Below are 16048 nucleotides of genomic sequence, written 5' to 3'. Positions count from 1 at the left end.
GGTGGGAGTTTCGGACTCGCGCTCCTGTTTATCGTCCTCCGCACTTCCGACTCGGAAACAGCCACGGAACTTTCGGGCATGGCCCAGTCGGTAGGCTACCTCCTCGCGGCAGTCGGCCCGACGCTCTTCGGGGCCCTGCATGACCTTACCGGGGCGTGGCTTATCCCGCTCCTGTTTCTCTTCGCAGTCGCCATTCTCAAGCTACTATCGGGGCTGGGAGCCGGGAAACCTGAAACGATCGGCTGATCGATAAACATCCATGGCGTCCGGTTATTCATATCCCCCCAAATAAAAAAGCGGATACCTTTTGAACAGTATCCGCTTTCTTTGATAAATAAGTACGTCCCCAAAACGGGAACAAGTACAAACAAAAGATCAGGCTACTTTAACCCGGATCTTCTTCCCTTTTACGCGATTCCGGTTCATGATCTCAAGCACCTGCTTCACATGTTTTCCAGGGATATCCACAAACGAATGATGGGGGAAAATATCGATATTCCCGATCACATTGCCCGGAACGTTGGATTCGCCGGCAATGGCTCCCACCAGATCACCGGGATAGACATTGTTCTTTTTCCCGACATTGAAGTGCATTTTAATCATGGCAGAGTCATCATAATTATGATGCTGGGACTGGCCGTTCTGCCCGTCAGCTTCATCCTGCTGATCCGGAGCCTCGGTTCTCTTTTTCAGCAAAGCCGCAGCAATTTCAATGGTAGTAAAGCGATCATCCGCAAACGACTCAATCTGATCGATAAAGGGACGCAGGTTCCCCTTCTCCAGCACTTCCACCAGCCCATCCATCTCCCCGGCCAGGCGTGATTTCTGCACATCGGCCGTGGACGGTAAATCCAGGGGATTCAGCTGGTTCTTTATCTGCCGCTCTATCGTACGAAGCTGCTTCTTTTTGCTCTTGGTGCTGAACGTAATGGCCATCCCCGATCGTCCGGCACGTCCGGTTCGCCCGATACGGTGGACATAGTACTCCGGGTCCTGGGGGAGATCATAGTTGAACACGGCCTCAATATCATCGATATCAAGTCCCCGCGCCGCAACATCCGTACCCACCAGGATATCAATTGCTCCGCTGCGAAACTTCGCCATCACCCGGTCACGCTGGTTTTGGCTGAGGTCCCCGTTGATAAAATCGGAAGAATAGCCGCGGGAACGAAGCTCCCGGCTCACCTTTTCGGTTTTGCGCTTGGTATTGCAAAACACCAGCGCCAGCTTAAAGTCATTGATATCCATGAAACGGCAAATCGCCTCGGTACGCACCGAGTCTCGGACTTCCACCACGTACTGCTCGATATTGGGAGCCGTCATCTTCTTGCGTTCGATGGCCACGGTCTCCGGGTTGTCCATATAGCGGTTCATGATTTTCCGGATGCCTTTCGACATGGTCGCCGAAAACATAATGGTTTGCACCGGCTGACTGGCGTAGGACAGGATCTGTTCCATATCGTCCCGGAATCCCATATTCAGCATTTCATCGGCCTCATCAAATACAACGCGTTGCAGGTTGTCCAGCTTCATCGTGCCCCGGCGGAGGTGATCGATCGTCCGCCCCGGCGTTCCCACGACCACATGCGCACCGCGCTTCAGTGCCTTGATTTGACGCGAGATCGATTGTCCCCCGTACACCGGCACTACGTGCAGTCCGTCCAGGTGTTTCCCGATTTTAATAAGCTCGCCCGTCACCTGGATCGCCAGCTCACGGGTGGGACACATTATAATAGTTTGTACTTCCTTTACGCTAATATCGGTCTGCTGAACCAGGGGAATTCCGAATGCAGCAGTTTTTCCGGTCCCCGTCTGGGCTTGTCCCACTACATCTTTCTGTTGCAAAAGAGGGGGAATACATTTTTCCTGTACCGGAGTTGGTTCTTCAAATCCCATATCTGTGAGAGCCTGAAGAATAGGTTGGCTGAGATTAAGCTCAGCAAAAGTTAGATCTGTCATAAATTGAATAAAAGTAAATGAATATTATTAATAACCTGACGCACACAAAATATACCTTTAGTACCAGCAAGAAGTTGCTGCCATCCTAAAACGTATATAACGAGAGGCGCCGACAGACCTGAGAGAGGGATGTAAGAACCTGTTTAAAACGAATAGGTGGGATTCACGTAACACCAGAGCGGTAAGATACGGAAAATTTTTCACAATACATACATATGGATGAATCACAGTGCTGTTCGTTCATGTGCCCTGGAGCGTCCTATACGTCCAGTACATACCCATGGATGAATAGCAGCTCCTTTTGGGTGGCCTCCGGAAAGCCCCTTCACTGTACACGACCGGAAAGCACTGGCAGGAAAAGACGCTGAAGGAGCTAACTTCCGTTGGCAGGCTCTCGGCCGGACAACCTCACCAAAGCTTAATCATGGCAGCCGTAAAGCAAAATAAGATCTTCCCGGACAAGAGTTTTCAAATAAAACCCCGCGGCCTTGAAAACAGCACGAATGGTGCAGGCAATCCTCTCCCCGCCCAGAAAGATCGAGAAAGCTACTCCTCTATGGGCGCCGAAGAAGCCACCCCCTTCATCTCCACCTCTGCCTCTACCTCTACCTGCTTCTCCTTCTCAACGCGGGCCTGTTCGGCGGGACTCGCAAACAGGATGAACAGCCATTCCCGCCATCCCTGCGCCTTTTTCAGGTCGCTCCAGATGGCTATGAACTCATGAAAAACGAGATAGATAGGATTATAGGAGTCCGGCGGCTTGGTGATGCCGTAATTCGGCGTATTAAGCTCGGGCTGGAAGGTCCCGAACATACGGTCCCATATAATAAACGTGGATCCATAATTTTTGTCCAGGTAATGATCGTCTTTGGCGTGATGCACCCGGTGATGTGAGGGCGTCGTAAAGAAAAACTCAATCGGCCGGGGCAGCTTGTCGATAAGCTCGGTATGGATCCAAAACTGGTACAATACCGCAATCTGGTGACAGATGAAGAACACTACCGGGTGAAAGCCGGCCATCGCCACCGGCAGAAAGAAAATCACCTTAAAGCCCTGCACCCACGAAAGCCGGAAGGAAACGGAAAAATTATATTGCTCTGAGGAGTGATGCGGCACATGCGTAGCCCACCAGATTCGCTGTTCATGAGCGATGCGGTGCGCCCAGTACCGGCAAAAATCCAGCACAAAAAAGCAGAGTACATACGACCACCAGGTGTGGGGTACCCGCCACGGCACCATGTTATAGAAAAAGAGTACGAGCGCGAAAATACTTACCTTGGTAAGGGAACTGATGATGATATTCCCAATACCGATTGCCGTGGAAGCCCAGAAATCTTTGCTGTCATACAGATCCCATTTAAGCCAGGCACTTATCCCCCACTCAATAAAGACGAGAGCAAACATGACGGGCGCCGCATAAATGATAATTGGTGGAAGCCCCATGGCCATGAGCTCTTCAATCGTGATAAGTTCGGGCATAAGAAAATGAGTTCTGATCTGTCAGTTGAGCGCCCAACATATCAGATATTCCCCTCAATTAAAAGCCAAATCTTGGGAATATGCGCGCATATCGGGTATTCGGCGGAGACAGAAAGGCCTGATAAAATTTGCTTTACTCCCTTTTTTTCAACTCAGATGACGGAGGCTTTACCGTAACCACCGGGATAGTGAGGTGCTGGGCCACCATCTCGGCTGTGGACCCCAGAAAGAGATGAGCCCAGCCACTGTATCCGTGGGTGGCCATGACGACAAGGTCGGCATGATCACCGGCATATTCCTGGATGCCGACGTGAGCCGAAACGCTTTTCTCAACCACCGTTGAAAAAGGGATGTTATGGCTAGACGCCTCTTCGGTGATCACAAATGCATCCTCAAAATCAGCTTCTCCGCGATGAATTTGGATGTGTTCCAGCTTTTCACTGCTCAGATACGCTTCCAGGCAATCGATAAGCGCTTCATATATATTTGCTTCCTCCGACTTCCGGGGGTCCAGCTTTTTACCATCATTTAGGGGATTGCCATACAGTTCCATAGCATGATACAAAATAATTTCGGCCCCATAGATGTCGGCCAGCGAAAGAGCCACCGGCAGAGCAGAGAGGGAGAGCTTCGACCCGTCGGTCGGCAGCAGGATCTGTTCTAACCCGTCGGAGCTCAGACTCGCATCCACGGTGAAGACCGGGATATCGGAATAGCGAATCACCTTTTCGGTCGTAGATCCCCGCAGCAGGTGAGAATCGTGTTGGCCTTTGGAAGCCATGACAATCATATCGTAGCCCCCTTCCCCGGCCAAATCGGATATTCTTGCCGACGGCTTGCGACCGACCCTGCAGATGGCCTCCCCCCGGTGTTCATCAGTGAGGTAGGTATCCATGAACCTCTTTAATTTCTGCTCTGCTTCTTCCTGGGCCCGGGGATAGATCTCCCCTTCCATGTCCAGGGGATGACCCAACGTCGAAATGCTCTCATGGAAATACTTCAACATGGGGATAATATGGACAAAATCAACCCTCGCATCGAACCGGTGCGCAATCTCCTGACTGTGATCATACGCTGACCTGGCGTTGTCCGAAAAATCCGTGGGCACTAATATTTTTTTAATAGGCTCCATAAAAGTAAATAATAGGTTGTTGTATCTGTTATCTATCTATTATCGATATGTAGCATTACAGAATTTCATAACATATGTCGACATAGCCCCGGCCACAGGGTAAACATTACTCTTTCACTCGCAAATAATCAAGGCCGACAACCATAACAAGTCCAATAACTATGCCCCAGATACCTTGGCCAAAATGCGCGGTCCGGGGCCCTTCGACCGTAATATACGGCACATATGGGTCGCTCTTGATCAGTTTCTGCTTAACCGTCAGCAGTTCTATCCTCTTGGACTCATCGGTTTCGGCAGCGGGATTGACGACCTCCCCCAGCCGCTGAAATTCCGGCTGCAGCTTGTCGGGGGGCTGATCCCGCAGCTCCTGGGCTTTGGGACTCGTGTAGCCGATCACTTCCTCCTTTGTCACAATTTCGGTGTAGGTACGCTCCTGGTACGGCCAGATCATATACAACGAACCGATCAGAAAGCCGATCAGCAGGGCCAGCGTTCTGGCCTCATATCGAAGTAACAGCCAGGACAGGATCCGCGAAAAGAGGGCTAAGCCAACAATGGCCCCGGCGATGAACGGGAGAAGCGTTATCAGTCCGCTCACCGTCCCGGAGGTCCCCAGCTTTCCGATTTCCGTAAGGATAAAGTCGTATTTTCGCAGTATAAGTAAAATATAGGAGCCGGAGATACCGGGCAGAATCATCGCACAAATGGCAATCGACCCTGCAACAAAAATAAACAGGGGGGATTCAGAAGTCGCGGTCGGCACCAGCGTAACCACCCAGTAACCGATCCCCGTGCCCAAAACGATCGCAAGACCGTGCACCCAGTGAAACCCATTGATGGCCTTGGCCAATACCACAACAGAGCCCACGATAAGTCCGAAAAACAACCCGTAAATCAGTTCGGGATCGGTAAACATATAGACTTGTAGCGGCACTACTTTCGTAAAGAAAAAGACCGCACAAATCATACCCGAAAGCAGCAGAAACAGGAACTTCCAGTGTACTTCCCGCAGCGCCGCCCTGACTTTCAACCTGACCAGTTGTTTCAGGAAGCGGGCGTCAAAGCTTCGGATGGCATTAATCAGCCGCGTATAGATGCCCACAATCAGCGCCATCGTCCCGCCACTGACCCCGGGCACGATATCCGCCGATCCCATCAAAAATCCTTTAATCAATAAAAAGGGCGCTTCTTTCCAGGAGGTGGGATCGTTGTTTGCGTCCGTTGATGTCCGTTCGGTTTCAGCCACTTGAGAATCGGGAATTGAGAATTTGGAATTGGGTGGCAGTGAATTTAAAATTCCTAATTCCTAATTCCTAATTTACTCCTTCCATCCCTGTTCACCGATAAGCGGCACGAATTTGAAATCGCTGTAGTGCTCTTCTTCATATTCGTCTTTCCTGATTTTAATAATCCGAACCATCTCCTGCCGGTTCTCATCCCCCACCGGAACCACCAGCCGTCCGTTGACGTTAAGCTGCGCCACAAGGTCGTCCGGGACCACCGGAGCACCGGCCGTGACGACAATGGCGTCATAGGGCGCATAGGCCGACCACCCTTTGCTGCCGTCGCCCAGCTTCGCATGGACCGAATAACTCAACTCCCGAAGCGTCGACCGTGCTTTTTCATACAGCTTCTTATGCCGTTCCACGGTATACACCTCCGCTCCCAGTTCACATAAAATGGCCGCCTGGTAACCCGACCCCGTACCGATTTCCAGCACCTTCTCCCCGGGCATTACTTCCAGCAACTCCGTCTGACGGGCAACCGTATAGGGCTGGGAAATGGTCTGTTTCTTACCGATGGGAAGGGCGGAATCCTGATAGGCACGGTCCTGCAGCGCCGTATCGACAAAAACGTGACGGGGCACCATATTGATCGCCGACAGCACCCGCTCATCCTGTATGCCTTTCTTACGGAGTTTATCGACCAGTTTTTGCCGCCGCTGCTTGAATTTCGGATTATTCGCTCCAGAAGATCCCCAGTTCAACATAGTTCAAAAAATTGCTGTTTTGCACGCATTTAATGTTACCTTGTAACATAAGGAACTTGAGACAATAAAATTGACTTTTATATACCTTGTTTTCATAACTCATGTACAGTAAACGAGTGGGTATAGCATGTGGAGGCGAAGTGTGTCCATTACCCTGTCATCGTCATTACAACTAATTTCGAGGTCTTATGAAGACGTTTTTCAAAATTTTGGCCGCCGTTGCAGCGCTGTTGGTTGTTATCATCATCGGACTGAACCTCTATTTAACCAATGAGCGGCTGCAAAATCTGCTCATGCCGTACATCAACGAGTCAGTGGGACGTCAGGTGGAGGTGGGCACGATGTCCGCTACTTTTTTCAGCACTTTTCCCAATCCCGGGGTGGAAGTCAACAGCCTTAGCATTCCCGGGGACACCGAAGAAGATACCCTGCTTTCGATGGACCAGCTGGTGGCCGGGGTGGAACTATTTCCCCTTTTTCGGGAGGAGATCAATATTACCGAGCTGGTGCTGACCAACCCGCGTTTCGTGTACCGGATCTACGCTGACAGCAGCACCAATATCGACTTTCTGCTGGATGAGCAGACGGGGGACGCCACCTCCGAGGACAGCTACAATATCAATATACCCTATTTTGAAGTTCACGACGGTTATTTCGGGTACCGCGACGGTACCTCAAACACCTCGGCCACGCTGGAGGACGTCGGGGGCGAGCTGTCGCTGAGCTATGCCGATTCCATCCAGAGCAGCATCGATATGGAGGTCGGGGGACTCTATGCCACGGTCGACAGCGTCAGCTATTTCAGCGGCCTGCCGCTGAGTCTGACGGAGGAATCCGTCATCCATACCGAAAGCGAGGTCATCCTCCTTGAGGAAGGCACGCTTGCTATTCGGGGGCTGGAGATGGACCTGACCGGCATGCTCAGCAACTGGAGCGAGGCGTTTACCGTGGACCTGCAGTTCAACTCGTCGAGCGACAATTTTGGCGATCTGCTGCGTTTGGTGCCGGAGACTTATGCCGAATCTCTCGAAGGATTCCAGTCCCGGGGCACCCTCGACCTGGGCGGTACGGTACAGGGACCCGTAACGAGCGACTCCATCCCCCGCTTTGATGTTCGTGTCAACGTGCAGGACGGCTACCTGAAAGACCCCGACCTGCCTCAGGCCATCGAAGATATCCAGATTGGCGCCAATGCCACCAATGAACTGGTAACCATCCAGGCATTCAATGCCACGGCGGGCGCCAACACCCTCAACGGTTCGGGTACCCTCAACGAGCCGCTGGAAGATGACGGGACCTTTGATATGAATTTTGTGGCCGATGTGGACCTGTCCACGGTACACCAGTTTTATGATATTTCCGACTTTGACATTGAGCAGCTGGATGGTCAGCTGGATATCGATGCCACGGCCAAAGGCCAGCTCGATCAGCCGGAAAACGCTGCATTCGACGGAAAGGCTCTGCTTGCCGACGGCCTGCTCAAATACCAGGATGTGCCGGAAGCGATCCGGAACATCAATATCGATGCTGCGGGCACGCAGGAGCTTTTTACCATCCACAGCCTGAGCCTGCAGGCCGCCCAAAACAACTTTTCGGCAGAGGGACAAATACGGCAGCTGCTGGACGAAAGCAGCCGGCAGGTCAATAATATGAATACAAACCTGCAGTTCGACCTGGCAACCATCAAGGATTTTTACCCCATCGACGAGGATACGCTGCGCCTGGGAGGAACACTCACGGCACAGGCCACCCTGGACGGGCGGGCCGACCAGATTGAGCGGGCGGTCCAAAGCGGGAGTATCAACCTGGAGAATGGCTTTGTCGATTACCGGGAATTTGATGTCCCCTTCCGAAACATCACCCTGGAGTCGGTCCTCCAAGGTCCCCGCATGACCATTGTGGAGGGCGGGTTTCAAAGCGGCGATAACAGCGTGCAGGTTAGCGGGATCGTCAACAATTACCTGAGCGAGGACCGGGACCTGAACCTGAAGGCCGAGGGCAGTGCCCGGCTGCAGGAGATCAGCAACTATTATGAACTGGAACCGGATATCACCGACCTTACCGGGGATGCCGACTTTAACCTAAGCATCCGGGGACCGGCCAATGCGCCCGCGGACATGGCTTTTTCGGGTAGTTTGTCCGTACAAAACGCGACGATGTCGGGCGAATCCCTGCGGGAGCCGGTAAAAGATCTGAATGGTACGTTTACGCTGACGCCCCAAAAAGCGACGCTCGGCCAGCTCACCTTCAACATGGGATCATCCGACCTGGATGTCGAGGGGGCGCTTAGCAACTATATGGAATACCTGAAAGAGGAGGCGGATCGCGCGACTACCCCGCAGCTGACCGGTCAGGTTCGCAGCACCTATTTGGATCTGGATGAGCTGATTGACTGGAGCGATACCACCTCAACCTTCAATCTTGAGCTGCCGGACCTCAACGGTAATTTCAGCGCGCAAATTGACCGCTTCAAGATCACGGGGGTTACGATGCGCAACCTGCAGGCCAGGGCCACCTCGACCCCCTCCCAGATCAATCTTACGCAGGCGAATGTAGAGCTCTTCGAGGGAGAAGCCAGCGGCACCATGGTCTGGGAAATCCCGGGCGACCGGCCCTCCACGTTTAACTTCAAGGGGACACTCGACAGCCTTCGCCTCGAATCGTTTTTCGCGGAATATCCCATCCTCGGGCGGGACAGCCGGTTTCACAACTATATCACCGGTACGTTCAGCACCGATATTGATTACACCACAGAAATCGACACGGAACTGAATCCCCTGATTCCCACCACCGTGTTAAACGGTACCTTTGGCATGAGCAAGGCGCAGATACAAAATCATCCCCTGCAGGAAGGAATTGCCGGATTTACCAGGATTAATACCCTCCGCGACGTGGCCCTTGACCAGTGGGAGAGCACTATTTCGGTAGAGGACAACATCCTCACTATTTCTGAGCTGACGCTTACCAGCAGCGACATCGGGATGGAGCTGAACGGCACTCAGCACCTGCAAACCGACCAGATCGATTTTAAGGTCTCCGTCCTCCTGCCCGGACGCTTTAAACAGACCATCGCCCCCGTTATTACCAAGCAGGCGGCCAACGCCCTCACCCGAGACAACGGCACCATTATGGTCCCCCTGCAGATCACCGGCACCTACGGGAGCCCCTCGGTCCAGCCCGACCAGGGCGTGATCAAGCCGATCGTCAGGGAATATCTGAAGGACAAGGCCGGGAATACGATCCGGGACCTGTTCGGCCGCGATAACGAGGAAGAGGAGGAGGCTCAGCCCGATACGGCGACAGCTGATACTTCATCTGCCACCACCCCGAACTGATATAAGAACGCGGAGACCGAAGATCCTCAACCTCAACCCCACTATTTTGCTTCTTTGGACGGAATAACTGGACCAATGGCATAACTGGTTGCCCTGTACACAACACTTTTTTCTTAAAAATACAGTAAATAGGCAGTAGCCGGTACGCTTCCGTGTCAGCCCGCAAGCAAGCAGACCATACTGTCAACTCTCCACGGTAAGCGTTATCTTAGCATGCATTGATATTCGAAGCCGGATGGTCACTGCCGAATTTCCCGGCGGGCAATCCGGGCTAACACTATTTCACCTGAGTATTAATAAGCAACTATTTGATGGACGATCTGCATATTTACAACACCCTGAGCCGGCGCAAAGAAAAGTTTAACCCCATCACCGACCATTTTGTCGGAATCTATGTCTGTGGTCCCACCGTCTACGGCGACCCGCACCTGGGACACGCCAAAAGCTATGTCTCCTTTGACGTGGTCGTCCGCTACCTCCGCTATCTCGGCTACCAGGTACGGTATGTGCAAAATATCACCGATGTGGGACATCTAACCGACGATGCCGACCAGGGGGAGGACAAGCTTGAGAAACAGGCGAAAATAGAGCAGCTCGAGCCGATGGAAATTGCCGAGAAGTACACCTACAACTACTTCCGCGACATGGATAAGCTGGGCGTGCGGCGTCCTGATATCTCCCCCCGGGCGACGGGGCACATTATCGAGCAGATCGAGATGGTCAAGAAGCTGCTGGAAAACGGACACGCCTACGAGGCCAACGGCAATGTCTATTTCGATGTGTCCTCCGCCGAAGATTACGGCAAGCTCAGCGGACGCGCAGTGGAGGAGCAGGAAAGCGGCACGCGCATTGAGACGGCCAGCGACAAGCGGGCGCCCGAGGATTTTGCCCTCTGGAAAAAGGCCGATGACGGACATCTTATGAAATGGCCTTCGCCGTGGGGACTCGGCTACCCGGGCTGGCACGTGGAGTGCTCGGCGATGTCGACCAAATACCTGGGAGAGCATTTCGATATCCACGGGGGGGGGCTGGATAACCAGTTTCCCCACCACGAGTGTGAGATCGCCCAGAGCGAAGGCGCCTTCAACCAGCCGTTCGCCAACTACTGGATGCACAACAATATGGTAACGCTGGAGGGACAAAAAATGGGTAAGTCGCTGGGCAATGCTATTTCACTGGACCAGTTTTTCTCAGGCGACCATGATCTTCTGAGCCGGGCGTGGGACCCGCAGGTCATCCGCTTCTTCCTGCTGCAAAGCCACTACCGGAGCACCACCGACTTCTCGGAGGAGGCGCTCAGCGGGGCGGAAAACGGCCTGCGCAACCTGCAGGAGATGCTTGGGGAGATCGACGCCGCAGAGGACGGATCCGGCAAGCGCTATCCCGTGGAAGAGCTCCAGAGCTCACTGGAAGCGAAACTGAACGACGATTTTAATACCGCCCAGTCTATCGCGGTGCTGTTTGAAGAGCTCAAAAAGATTCGCAAACAGATAAACCAGGACCACACCCCGGAAAATATCGGGGAGATAAAACAGCTTCTCCATGATTTTGTGGACGGCGTACTCGGCTTATGGCCCGAGGCCGGGGATTCGGCGAGCGGGACCGGCACAGATAAGACCGAACAGCTGGTGGAGCTCCTGATTGATATCCGAAACAATGCGCGCCGGGAAAAGAATTTTGAACTGGCCGACGCTATCCGGGACCGGCTCAACGAGATGGGCATCAAACTCATGGACAATCCCGGCGGCACGGAGTTTACCATCAAAAAGAGCTGAGTTTTTATACTTGTTACCTATTAACCGTTACATGTTATTTTGCAATCATTGATTCTTTTCACCGCTGCGTGACCCTGACAACCAACGAGCGGCTCCTTATTCTCACTTTTCACGACTAATTAACGAAACCTTATGCAACAATCCGATCATATTGTATGGAGTGCCGACCCCATAGCCTTCAGCATCGGCACCCTTGAACTGCCGTTCCCTTTAGCTATCTGGGGGATCGTCGCTGCATTCGTATTCATCTACCTGGGCTATCAAAAATTGGTCCCCGAGGATCTGCCTCGCGGTGAAGAGCCGGATGTGCCCATGTGGAAATTCTGGGGCATGGTTATCGGCTCGTTTGTAGTGGGACAGCTTCTCTTTTTAGTACTGCCCTCTCCCACCGTCAGCGAGATCGGACCCATCGAGCCGCGGTGGTACGGCCTGCTTTTTGCTTCGGCCTTTGTGGTCGGGTACCTGCTGATGCGCAACATGTACGAAACGGCCGGGCGCACGCAGGAGGAACTGGATAAACTGCTGACCTACGTTCTGATCGGGACGGTCATAGGCGCCCGGCTCGGACATGTGCTCTTTTACGACCCGGCCTTTTATTTCCGCTATCCCTTCCAGATCCTGGCCATCTGGAACGGGGGACTGGCCAGTCACGGGGCCGCCATAGGCATCCTCCTGGCGATGTACCTTTACATCAAAAAGATTCGCGATATGAATTTCCTGTGGATCGCCGACCGCGTGGTGATCGTCGTCGCTATCGGGGGCGCTTTTATCCGCACCGGCAACTTTGTGAATTCCGAAATCATCGGCAAGCCTTCCGAACTCCCCTGGGCCATAATCTTTGAAAATGCCCATGGCCTCAGCGCTGCCGAGCAGATGATGCCGCGGCATCCCACCATGCTCTATGAAGCCGTGCTCTGCGTCATCATTTTTGTTATTCTCTGGGGCCTCTATAAAAAATACCGCTCGCAGCCTCCCGAGGGATCCATATTCGGACTCTTCCTCGTCATGTTATTCAGCGGACGATTTCTGCTTGAATTTACGAAAATAAACCAGGCGGCCTTTGCAGGCCAGTGGTCCATAAATATGGGACAGTGGCTCAGTCTTCCCCTCATCATTATCGGCGCCTGGCTGCTTGCCAAAAAAGTAAGCTGGTCTCAGGCTTCAATAAATATGGATTAGACATAATAGCAAGGAAATAGTACTTTCCAGTAAAATGGATTAACCCATTCATCTCAGACAAACTTTTACAGGAATATGAAATCATTAGAGCCGGACATTCAGGATACAATCAACCAGTGGCTGAAGGGCAATTACGACGAAGAGACCAAAACCGCAATCAGGGAAAAACTGCAGCAGAAAAAATTCAAGGAGCTGACCGACGCGTTCTATAAAGAGATGGAATTCGGCACGGGGGGCATCCGCGGTATTATGGGCGTGGGACCCAACCGCGTCAATAAGTACACTTTTGGGATGGCCACCCAGGGTTTCAGCAATTTCCTGAAAAAGAACTACCCGGATGAACAGATCAAGGTGGTGATCGCGCATGACTGCCGCAATAACTCGGAGAAGCTGGCCCGTGTGGTGGCCAATATTTTTTCGGCCAACGGCATCTATGTGTACCTGTTCGAGGGACTGCGCCCCACCCCCGAACTTTCTTTTGCCATCCGTGAGCTTGGCTGCCAGGGCGGGGTCATGCTGACCGCCTCTCACAATCCCAAGGAATACAACGGCTACAAAGCCTACGGGTCGAACGGGGGACAGCTGGTGTCCCCGCATGACAAGATGGTAATGGAGGAGGTCCAGCAGATAGGGAGCGTGGACAAGGTGAATTTCGAAGGCGACGAAGAGCGTATTGAGATGATTGGCCGGGAGATGGACGAAAAATACCTGGACGCCCTTGCAGACCTTTCGATATCGCGGGAGGCCATCCGGCGGCAAAAAGACCTGAGCATCGTCTTCTCTCCCATACACGGGACCTCCGGCGTGCTGGTCCCCCCCGCCCTTGAGCGGTACGGGTTCGAGAACGTATCCTATGTGGAAGAGCAGATGAGTTACGACGGCAATTTCCCGACGGTGGAATATCCCAATCCCGAAGAGAAGGAAGCGCTTTCGATGGCGCTGGATAAAGCCCGTGACATTGACGCGGAACTGGTCATGGCGACCGACCCGGATGCCGATCGCGTGGGCATTGCGGTAAAGGATCACCACGGGGAATGGACCCTGCTTAACGGAAACCAGACGGGCACGCTGATTATCCACTACATGCTCGATGCCTGGCAGCAGGCCGATAAACTCACCGGCAACGAATATATCGTCAAAACGATTGTCACCTCCTATCTCATCGATCGCATTGCGGATCATTACGGTGTCGCCTGCTATAATACCCTGACAGGCTTCAAGTATATCGGCGAGCTGATGACCGAGCTCGAAGGCAAACAGCAATTCATTGCAGGCGGGGAAGAAAGCTACGGCTACCTCATCGGTGATCATGTGCGCGACAAGGACGCCGTCGTTTCTGCGGTAATCATTGCCGAGATGGCCGCTTTCTATAAAGACAACGGAAGCAGTCTCTACGAGGCCCTGCTCGATATCTACGAGGAGTACGGCTATTTCAGGGAGCGGATGGTTTCCGTCTATAAAAAAGGCCGGGAGGGCGAACGGGAGATCCGGGAAATGCTGGCCCGTTACCGGCAAAATCCCCCCTCCGAACTCGGCGGCTCCCGCGTCATCACCATCAAGGATTACAAAACGCAGGAAGAAAAAAACCTCATTTCGCAGGCCGTGTCGGACATCGACCTGCCGAGTTCCAACGTCCTCCAGTTCATTACCGAGGAAGGCTCCATGGTGACCGTTCGTCCCTCGGGCACCGAACCCAAGATCAAGTTCTACTGCAGCGTCAACACCGACCTCCCGGACAAGAGTCAGTACGAAGACATCACCGGTCGGTTAGAAAATAAAATCGACACGATCATCGCCGATCTCACGGGCGGGGATTGATACCTGGTAACGGATACTGGTCAGTTGGTATTTGTACGGTTTCCCGATATTTAATTACCTTCGGAAGTCAAAATATTATTCCCAACACCCAGTATTCAGCCATGACCTATTTGCTACAGAATTCTTCTCATTCCAAACTCTTTGTGTTTCTTCTGCTGCTGACCGCTCTCCACTTCCCGGAGCAGGGACAGGGTCAGGCCCAAGCCCAAAATCAGATCCAGACTCAAACAGAGTCTAAGACACAGGCTCAAACTCAAGCACAGATCCAGAGCCAGTATCAAGCCCAGACCCGAACACAAACACGACGTCAAACCCCACCACGGGCCCAGGCACCAAACCAAATCCAGTCCCAAGATCAAGCTCAAATACAGGGGCAGACCAGTACACGGGACCAAATTCAGGTACAATTCCAAAGCCAAACCCAGGAACCGGGCCGAATTCAGACAAGATACCCAGTCCGAGCACAAGCCCGGGCCCAGACCCAGCCCCCGGAAAAAGAACGGTATTCCAATATTAAAGAGGCACTCTATAACAGCGAGCTGCGCAGTTCAAACGGACCCCGTAACGTCAAATGGATCGATGAGGGGGACCGCTACTCCTATATGCAGCGAAATGAGGAAACCAACAGTATGGAGATCCGGGCCTATGATCCCGCTGCCGAAGAGGATGTGCTCATTTTTAACGCCGAAAATCACACCTTTCCCGGCGCCGATTCAACCTTTGAATACTCCTCTTTCCAGTGGTCCGAGGATTCCAAATTCCTCGTCTTCCAGTCCAACTTCCGTCCTGTCTACCGCCGCTCGGGTATTTCGGACTACTACCTCTACTCGGTGGAAGAGGAAACCCTGGAACTGCTGGTCGAGGATGCCCGCACCGCCGAACTGTCCCCCGACGGACAAAAAATCGGCTATGAACGCGATGGGGACCTCTTTGTTTATACCCTTGAAACGCAAGAGGAGCAACAGCTGACGGACAGCGCCGGGGAATATTTTTACAACGGGCGTTTCGGCTGGGTGTATGAAGAGGAATTCGGGCTGGCGCAAGCCTGGGAGTGGTCGCCGGACAGCCGGTATATCGCCTACTGGCAGGTGGATGAACGCGAGGTCCCTATTTTCCAAATGACCGACTACGAGGATCAGCATCCCGACTATGAAACGATCCCCTACCCCAAAGTGGGCGACCAAAATCCCTCGGTCAGAATCGGCGTGGTGGAGGTCGCATCGGCTGATAAGCAGTGGATAGGCATCCCCGAAGACGGCTATATCCCGCGGCTCTACTGGACCTCCCGGGAGGGACAGCTTGCCGTGGTGCATCTCAACCGCCCGCAAAATCACCTGAAGCTTTTTTTCAGCGACGTGCGCAGCGGCCACAGCGAGCTGAT

The 16048-nt window shown here is 53.0% G+C and carries 10 protein-coding genes and 1 pseudogene; 6 read left to right on the top strand and 5 right to left on the bottom strand.

What is annotated here, in order from left to right:
- A pseudogene (locus ACESLU_RS04865) lies at positions 1-246 on the top strand (MFS transporter); the annotation flags it as partial.
- 129 nt (positions 247-375) lie between these two features.
- On the opposite strand, the gene ACESLU_RS04860 reads toward ACESLU_RS04865, so the two are convergent.
- The 5 genes from ACESLU_RS04860 to ACESLU_RS04840 all read right to left on the bottom strand — a co-directional run bounded on the left by ACESLU_RS04860 (position 376) and on the right by ACESLU_RS04840 (position 6560).
- Positions 376-1959, bottom strand: a complete 1584-nt coding sequence (locus ACESLU_RS04860) for a DEAD/DEAH box helicase (RefSeq protein ID WP_372635947.1) — start codon at positions 1957-1959, stop codon at positions 376-378.
- Between the two features lie 546 nt (positions 1960-2505).
- The gene (locus tag ACESLU_RS04855; protein ID WP_372635945.1) at positions 2506-3438 is read right to left on the bottom strand and encodes a sterol desaturase family protein; all 933 of its coding nucleotides are present in this window, start codon (positions 3436-3438) and stop codon (positions 2506-2508) included.
- A 133-nt stretch (positions 3439-3571) separates the two neighbouring features.
- On the bottom strand, positions 3572-4570 hold the full coding sequence (locus tag ACESLU_RS04850; protein ID WP_372635942.1) for a universal stress protein: 999 nt from the start codon (positions 4568-4570) through the stop codon (positions 3572-3574).
- Between the two features lie 106 nt (positions 4571-4676).
- On the bottom strand, positions 4677-5816 hold the full coding sequence (locus tag ACESLU_RS04845; protein WP_372635939.1) for a DUF368 domain-containing protein: 1140 nt from the start codon (positions 5814-5816) through the stop codon (positions 4677-4679).
- 72 nt (positions 5817-5888) lie between these two features.
- Entirely contained in the window at positions 5889-6560 is a 672-nt protein-coding gene (locus tag ACESLU_RS04840) for a protein-L-isoaspartate(D-aspartate) O-methyltransferase (RefSeq protein WP_372635936.1), read from the bottom strand.
- A gap of 188 nt (positions 6561-6748) precedes the next feature.
- Here ACESLU_RS04840 and ACESLU_RS04835 point away from each other — a divergent pair, with 188 nt between their 5' ends.
- The 5 genes from ACESLU_RS04835 to ACESLU_RS04815 form a co-directional block, all read left to right on the top strand.
- Positions 6749-9895: an AsmA-like C-terminal region-containing protein gene (locus ACESLU_RS04835; protein WP_372635934.1), complete on the top strand. Its 3147-nt coding sequence runs from the start codon at positions 6749-6751 to the stop codon at positions 9893-9895.
- Positions 9896-10206: 311 nt separating this feature from the next.
- Positions 10207-11670 carry a cysteine--tRNA ligase gene (gene cysS / locus ACESLU_RS04830; RefSeq protein WP_372635932.1) on the top strand — a complete coding sequence of 488 codons (1464 nt, stop codon included), beginning with the start codon at positions 10207-10209 and terminating at the stop codon, positions 11668-11670.
- 132 nt (positions 11671-11802) lie between these two features.
- Positions 11803-12849: a prolipoprotein diacylglyceryl transferase gene (gene lgt, locus ACESLU_RS04825; RefSeq protein ID WP_372635929.1), complete on the top strand. Its 1047-nt coding sequence runs from the start codon at positions 11803-11805 to the stop codon at positions 12847-12849.
- Between the two features lie 75 nt (positions 12850-12924).
- Positions 12925-14667 (top strand): phospho-sugar mutase, encoded by a 1743-nt coding sequence (locus ACESLU_RS04820; protein WP_372635926.1) that lies wholly within the window; start codon positions 12925-12927, stop codon positions 14665-14667.
- A 101-nt stretch (positions 14668-14768) separates the two neighbouring features.
- Positions 14769-16048 (top strand): DPP IV N-terminal domain-containing protein (locus ACESLU_RS04815; protein WP_372635923.1); only part of this gene is annotated, 1280 nt, incomplete at its 3' end.

It is taken from the genome of Fodinibius sp. (genome assembly GCF_041642155.1).
In the GTDB taxonomy this organism is placed as follows: Bacteria; Bacteroidota; Rhodothermia; order Balneolales; family Balneolaceae; genus Fodinibius.
The sequence above is the reverse complement of the archived record's forward strand: the minus strand, read 5'-3'. Positions and strand labels throughout refer to the sequence as shown.

Coding starts and splice junctions, on each gene's coding strand:
- ACESLU_RS04835 (WP_372635934.1), top strand. CDS start 6,749: ATGAAGACGTTTTTCAAAATTTTGGCCGCCGTTGCAGCGCTGTTGGTT.
- ACESLU_RS04820 (WP_372635926.1), top strand. CDS start 12,925: ATGAAATCATTAGAGCCGGACATTCAGGATACAATCAACCAGTGGCTG.
- lgt (WP_372635929.1), top strand. CDS start 11,803: ATGCAACAATCCGATCATATTGTATGGAGTGCCGACCCCATAGCCTTC.
- ACESLU_RS04840 (WP_372635936.1), bottom strand. CDS start 6,560: ATGTTGAACTGGGGATCTTCTGGAGCGAATAATCCGAAATTCAAGCAG.
- ACESLU_RS04855 (WP_372635945.1), bottom strand. CDS start 3,438: ATGCCCGAACTTATCACGATTGAAGAGCTCATGGCCATGGGGCTTCCA.
- ACESLU_RS04850 (WP_372635942.1), bottom strand. CDS start 4,570: ATGGAGCCTATTAAAAAAATATTAGTGCCCACGGATTTTTCGGACAAC.
- cysS (WP_372635932.1), top strand. CDS start 10,207: ATGGACGATCTGCATATTTACAACACCCTGAGCCGGCGCAAAGAAAAG.
- ACESLU_RS04860 (WP_372635947.1), bottom strand. CDS start 1,959: ATGACAGATCTAACTTTTGCTGAGCTTAATCTCAGCCAACCTATTCTT.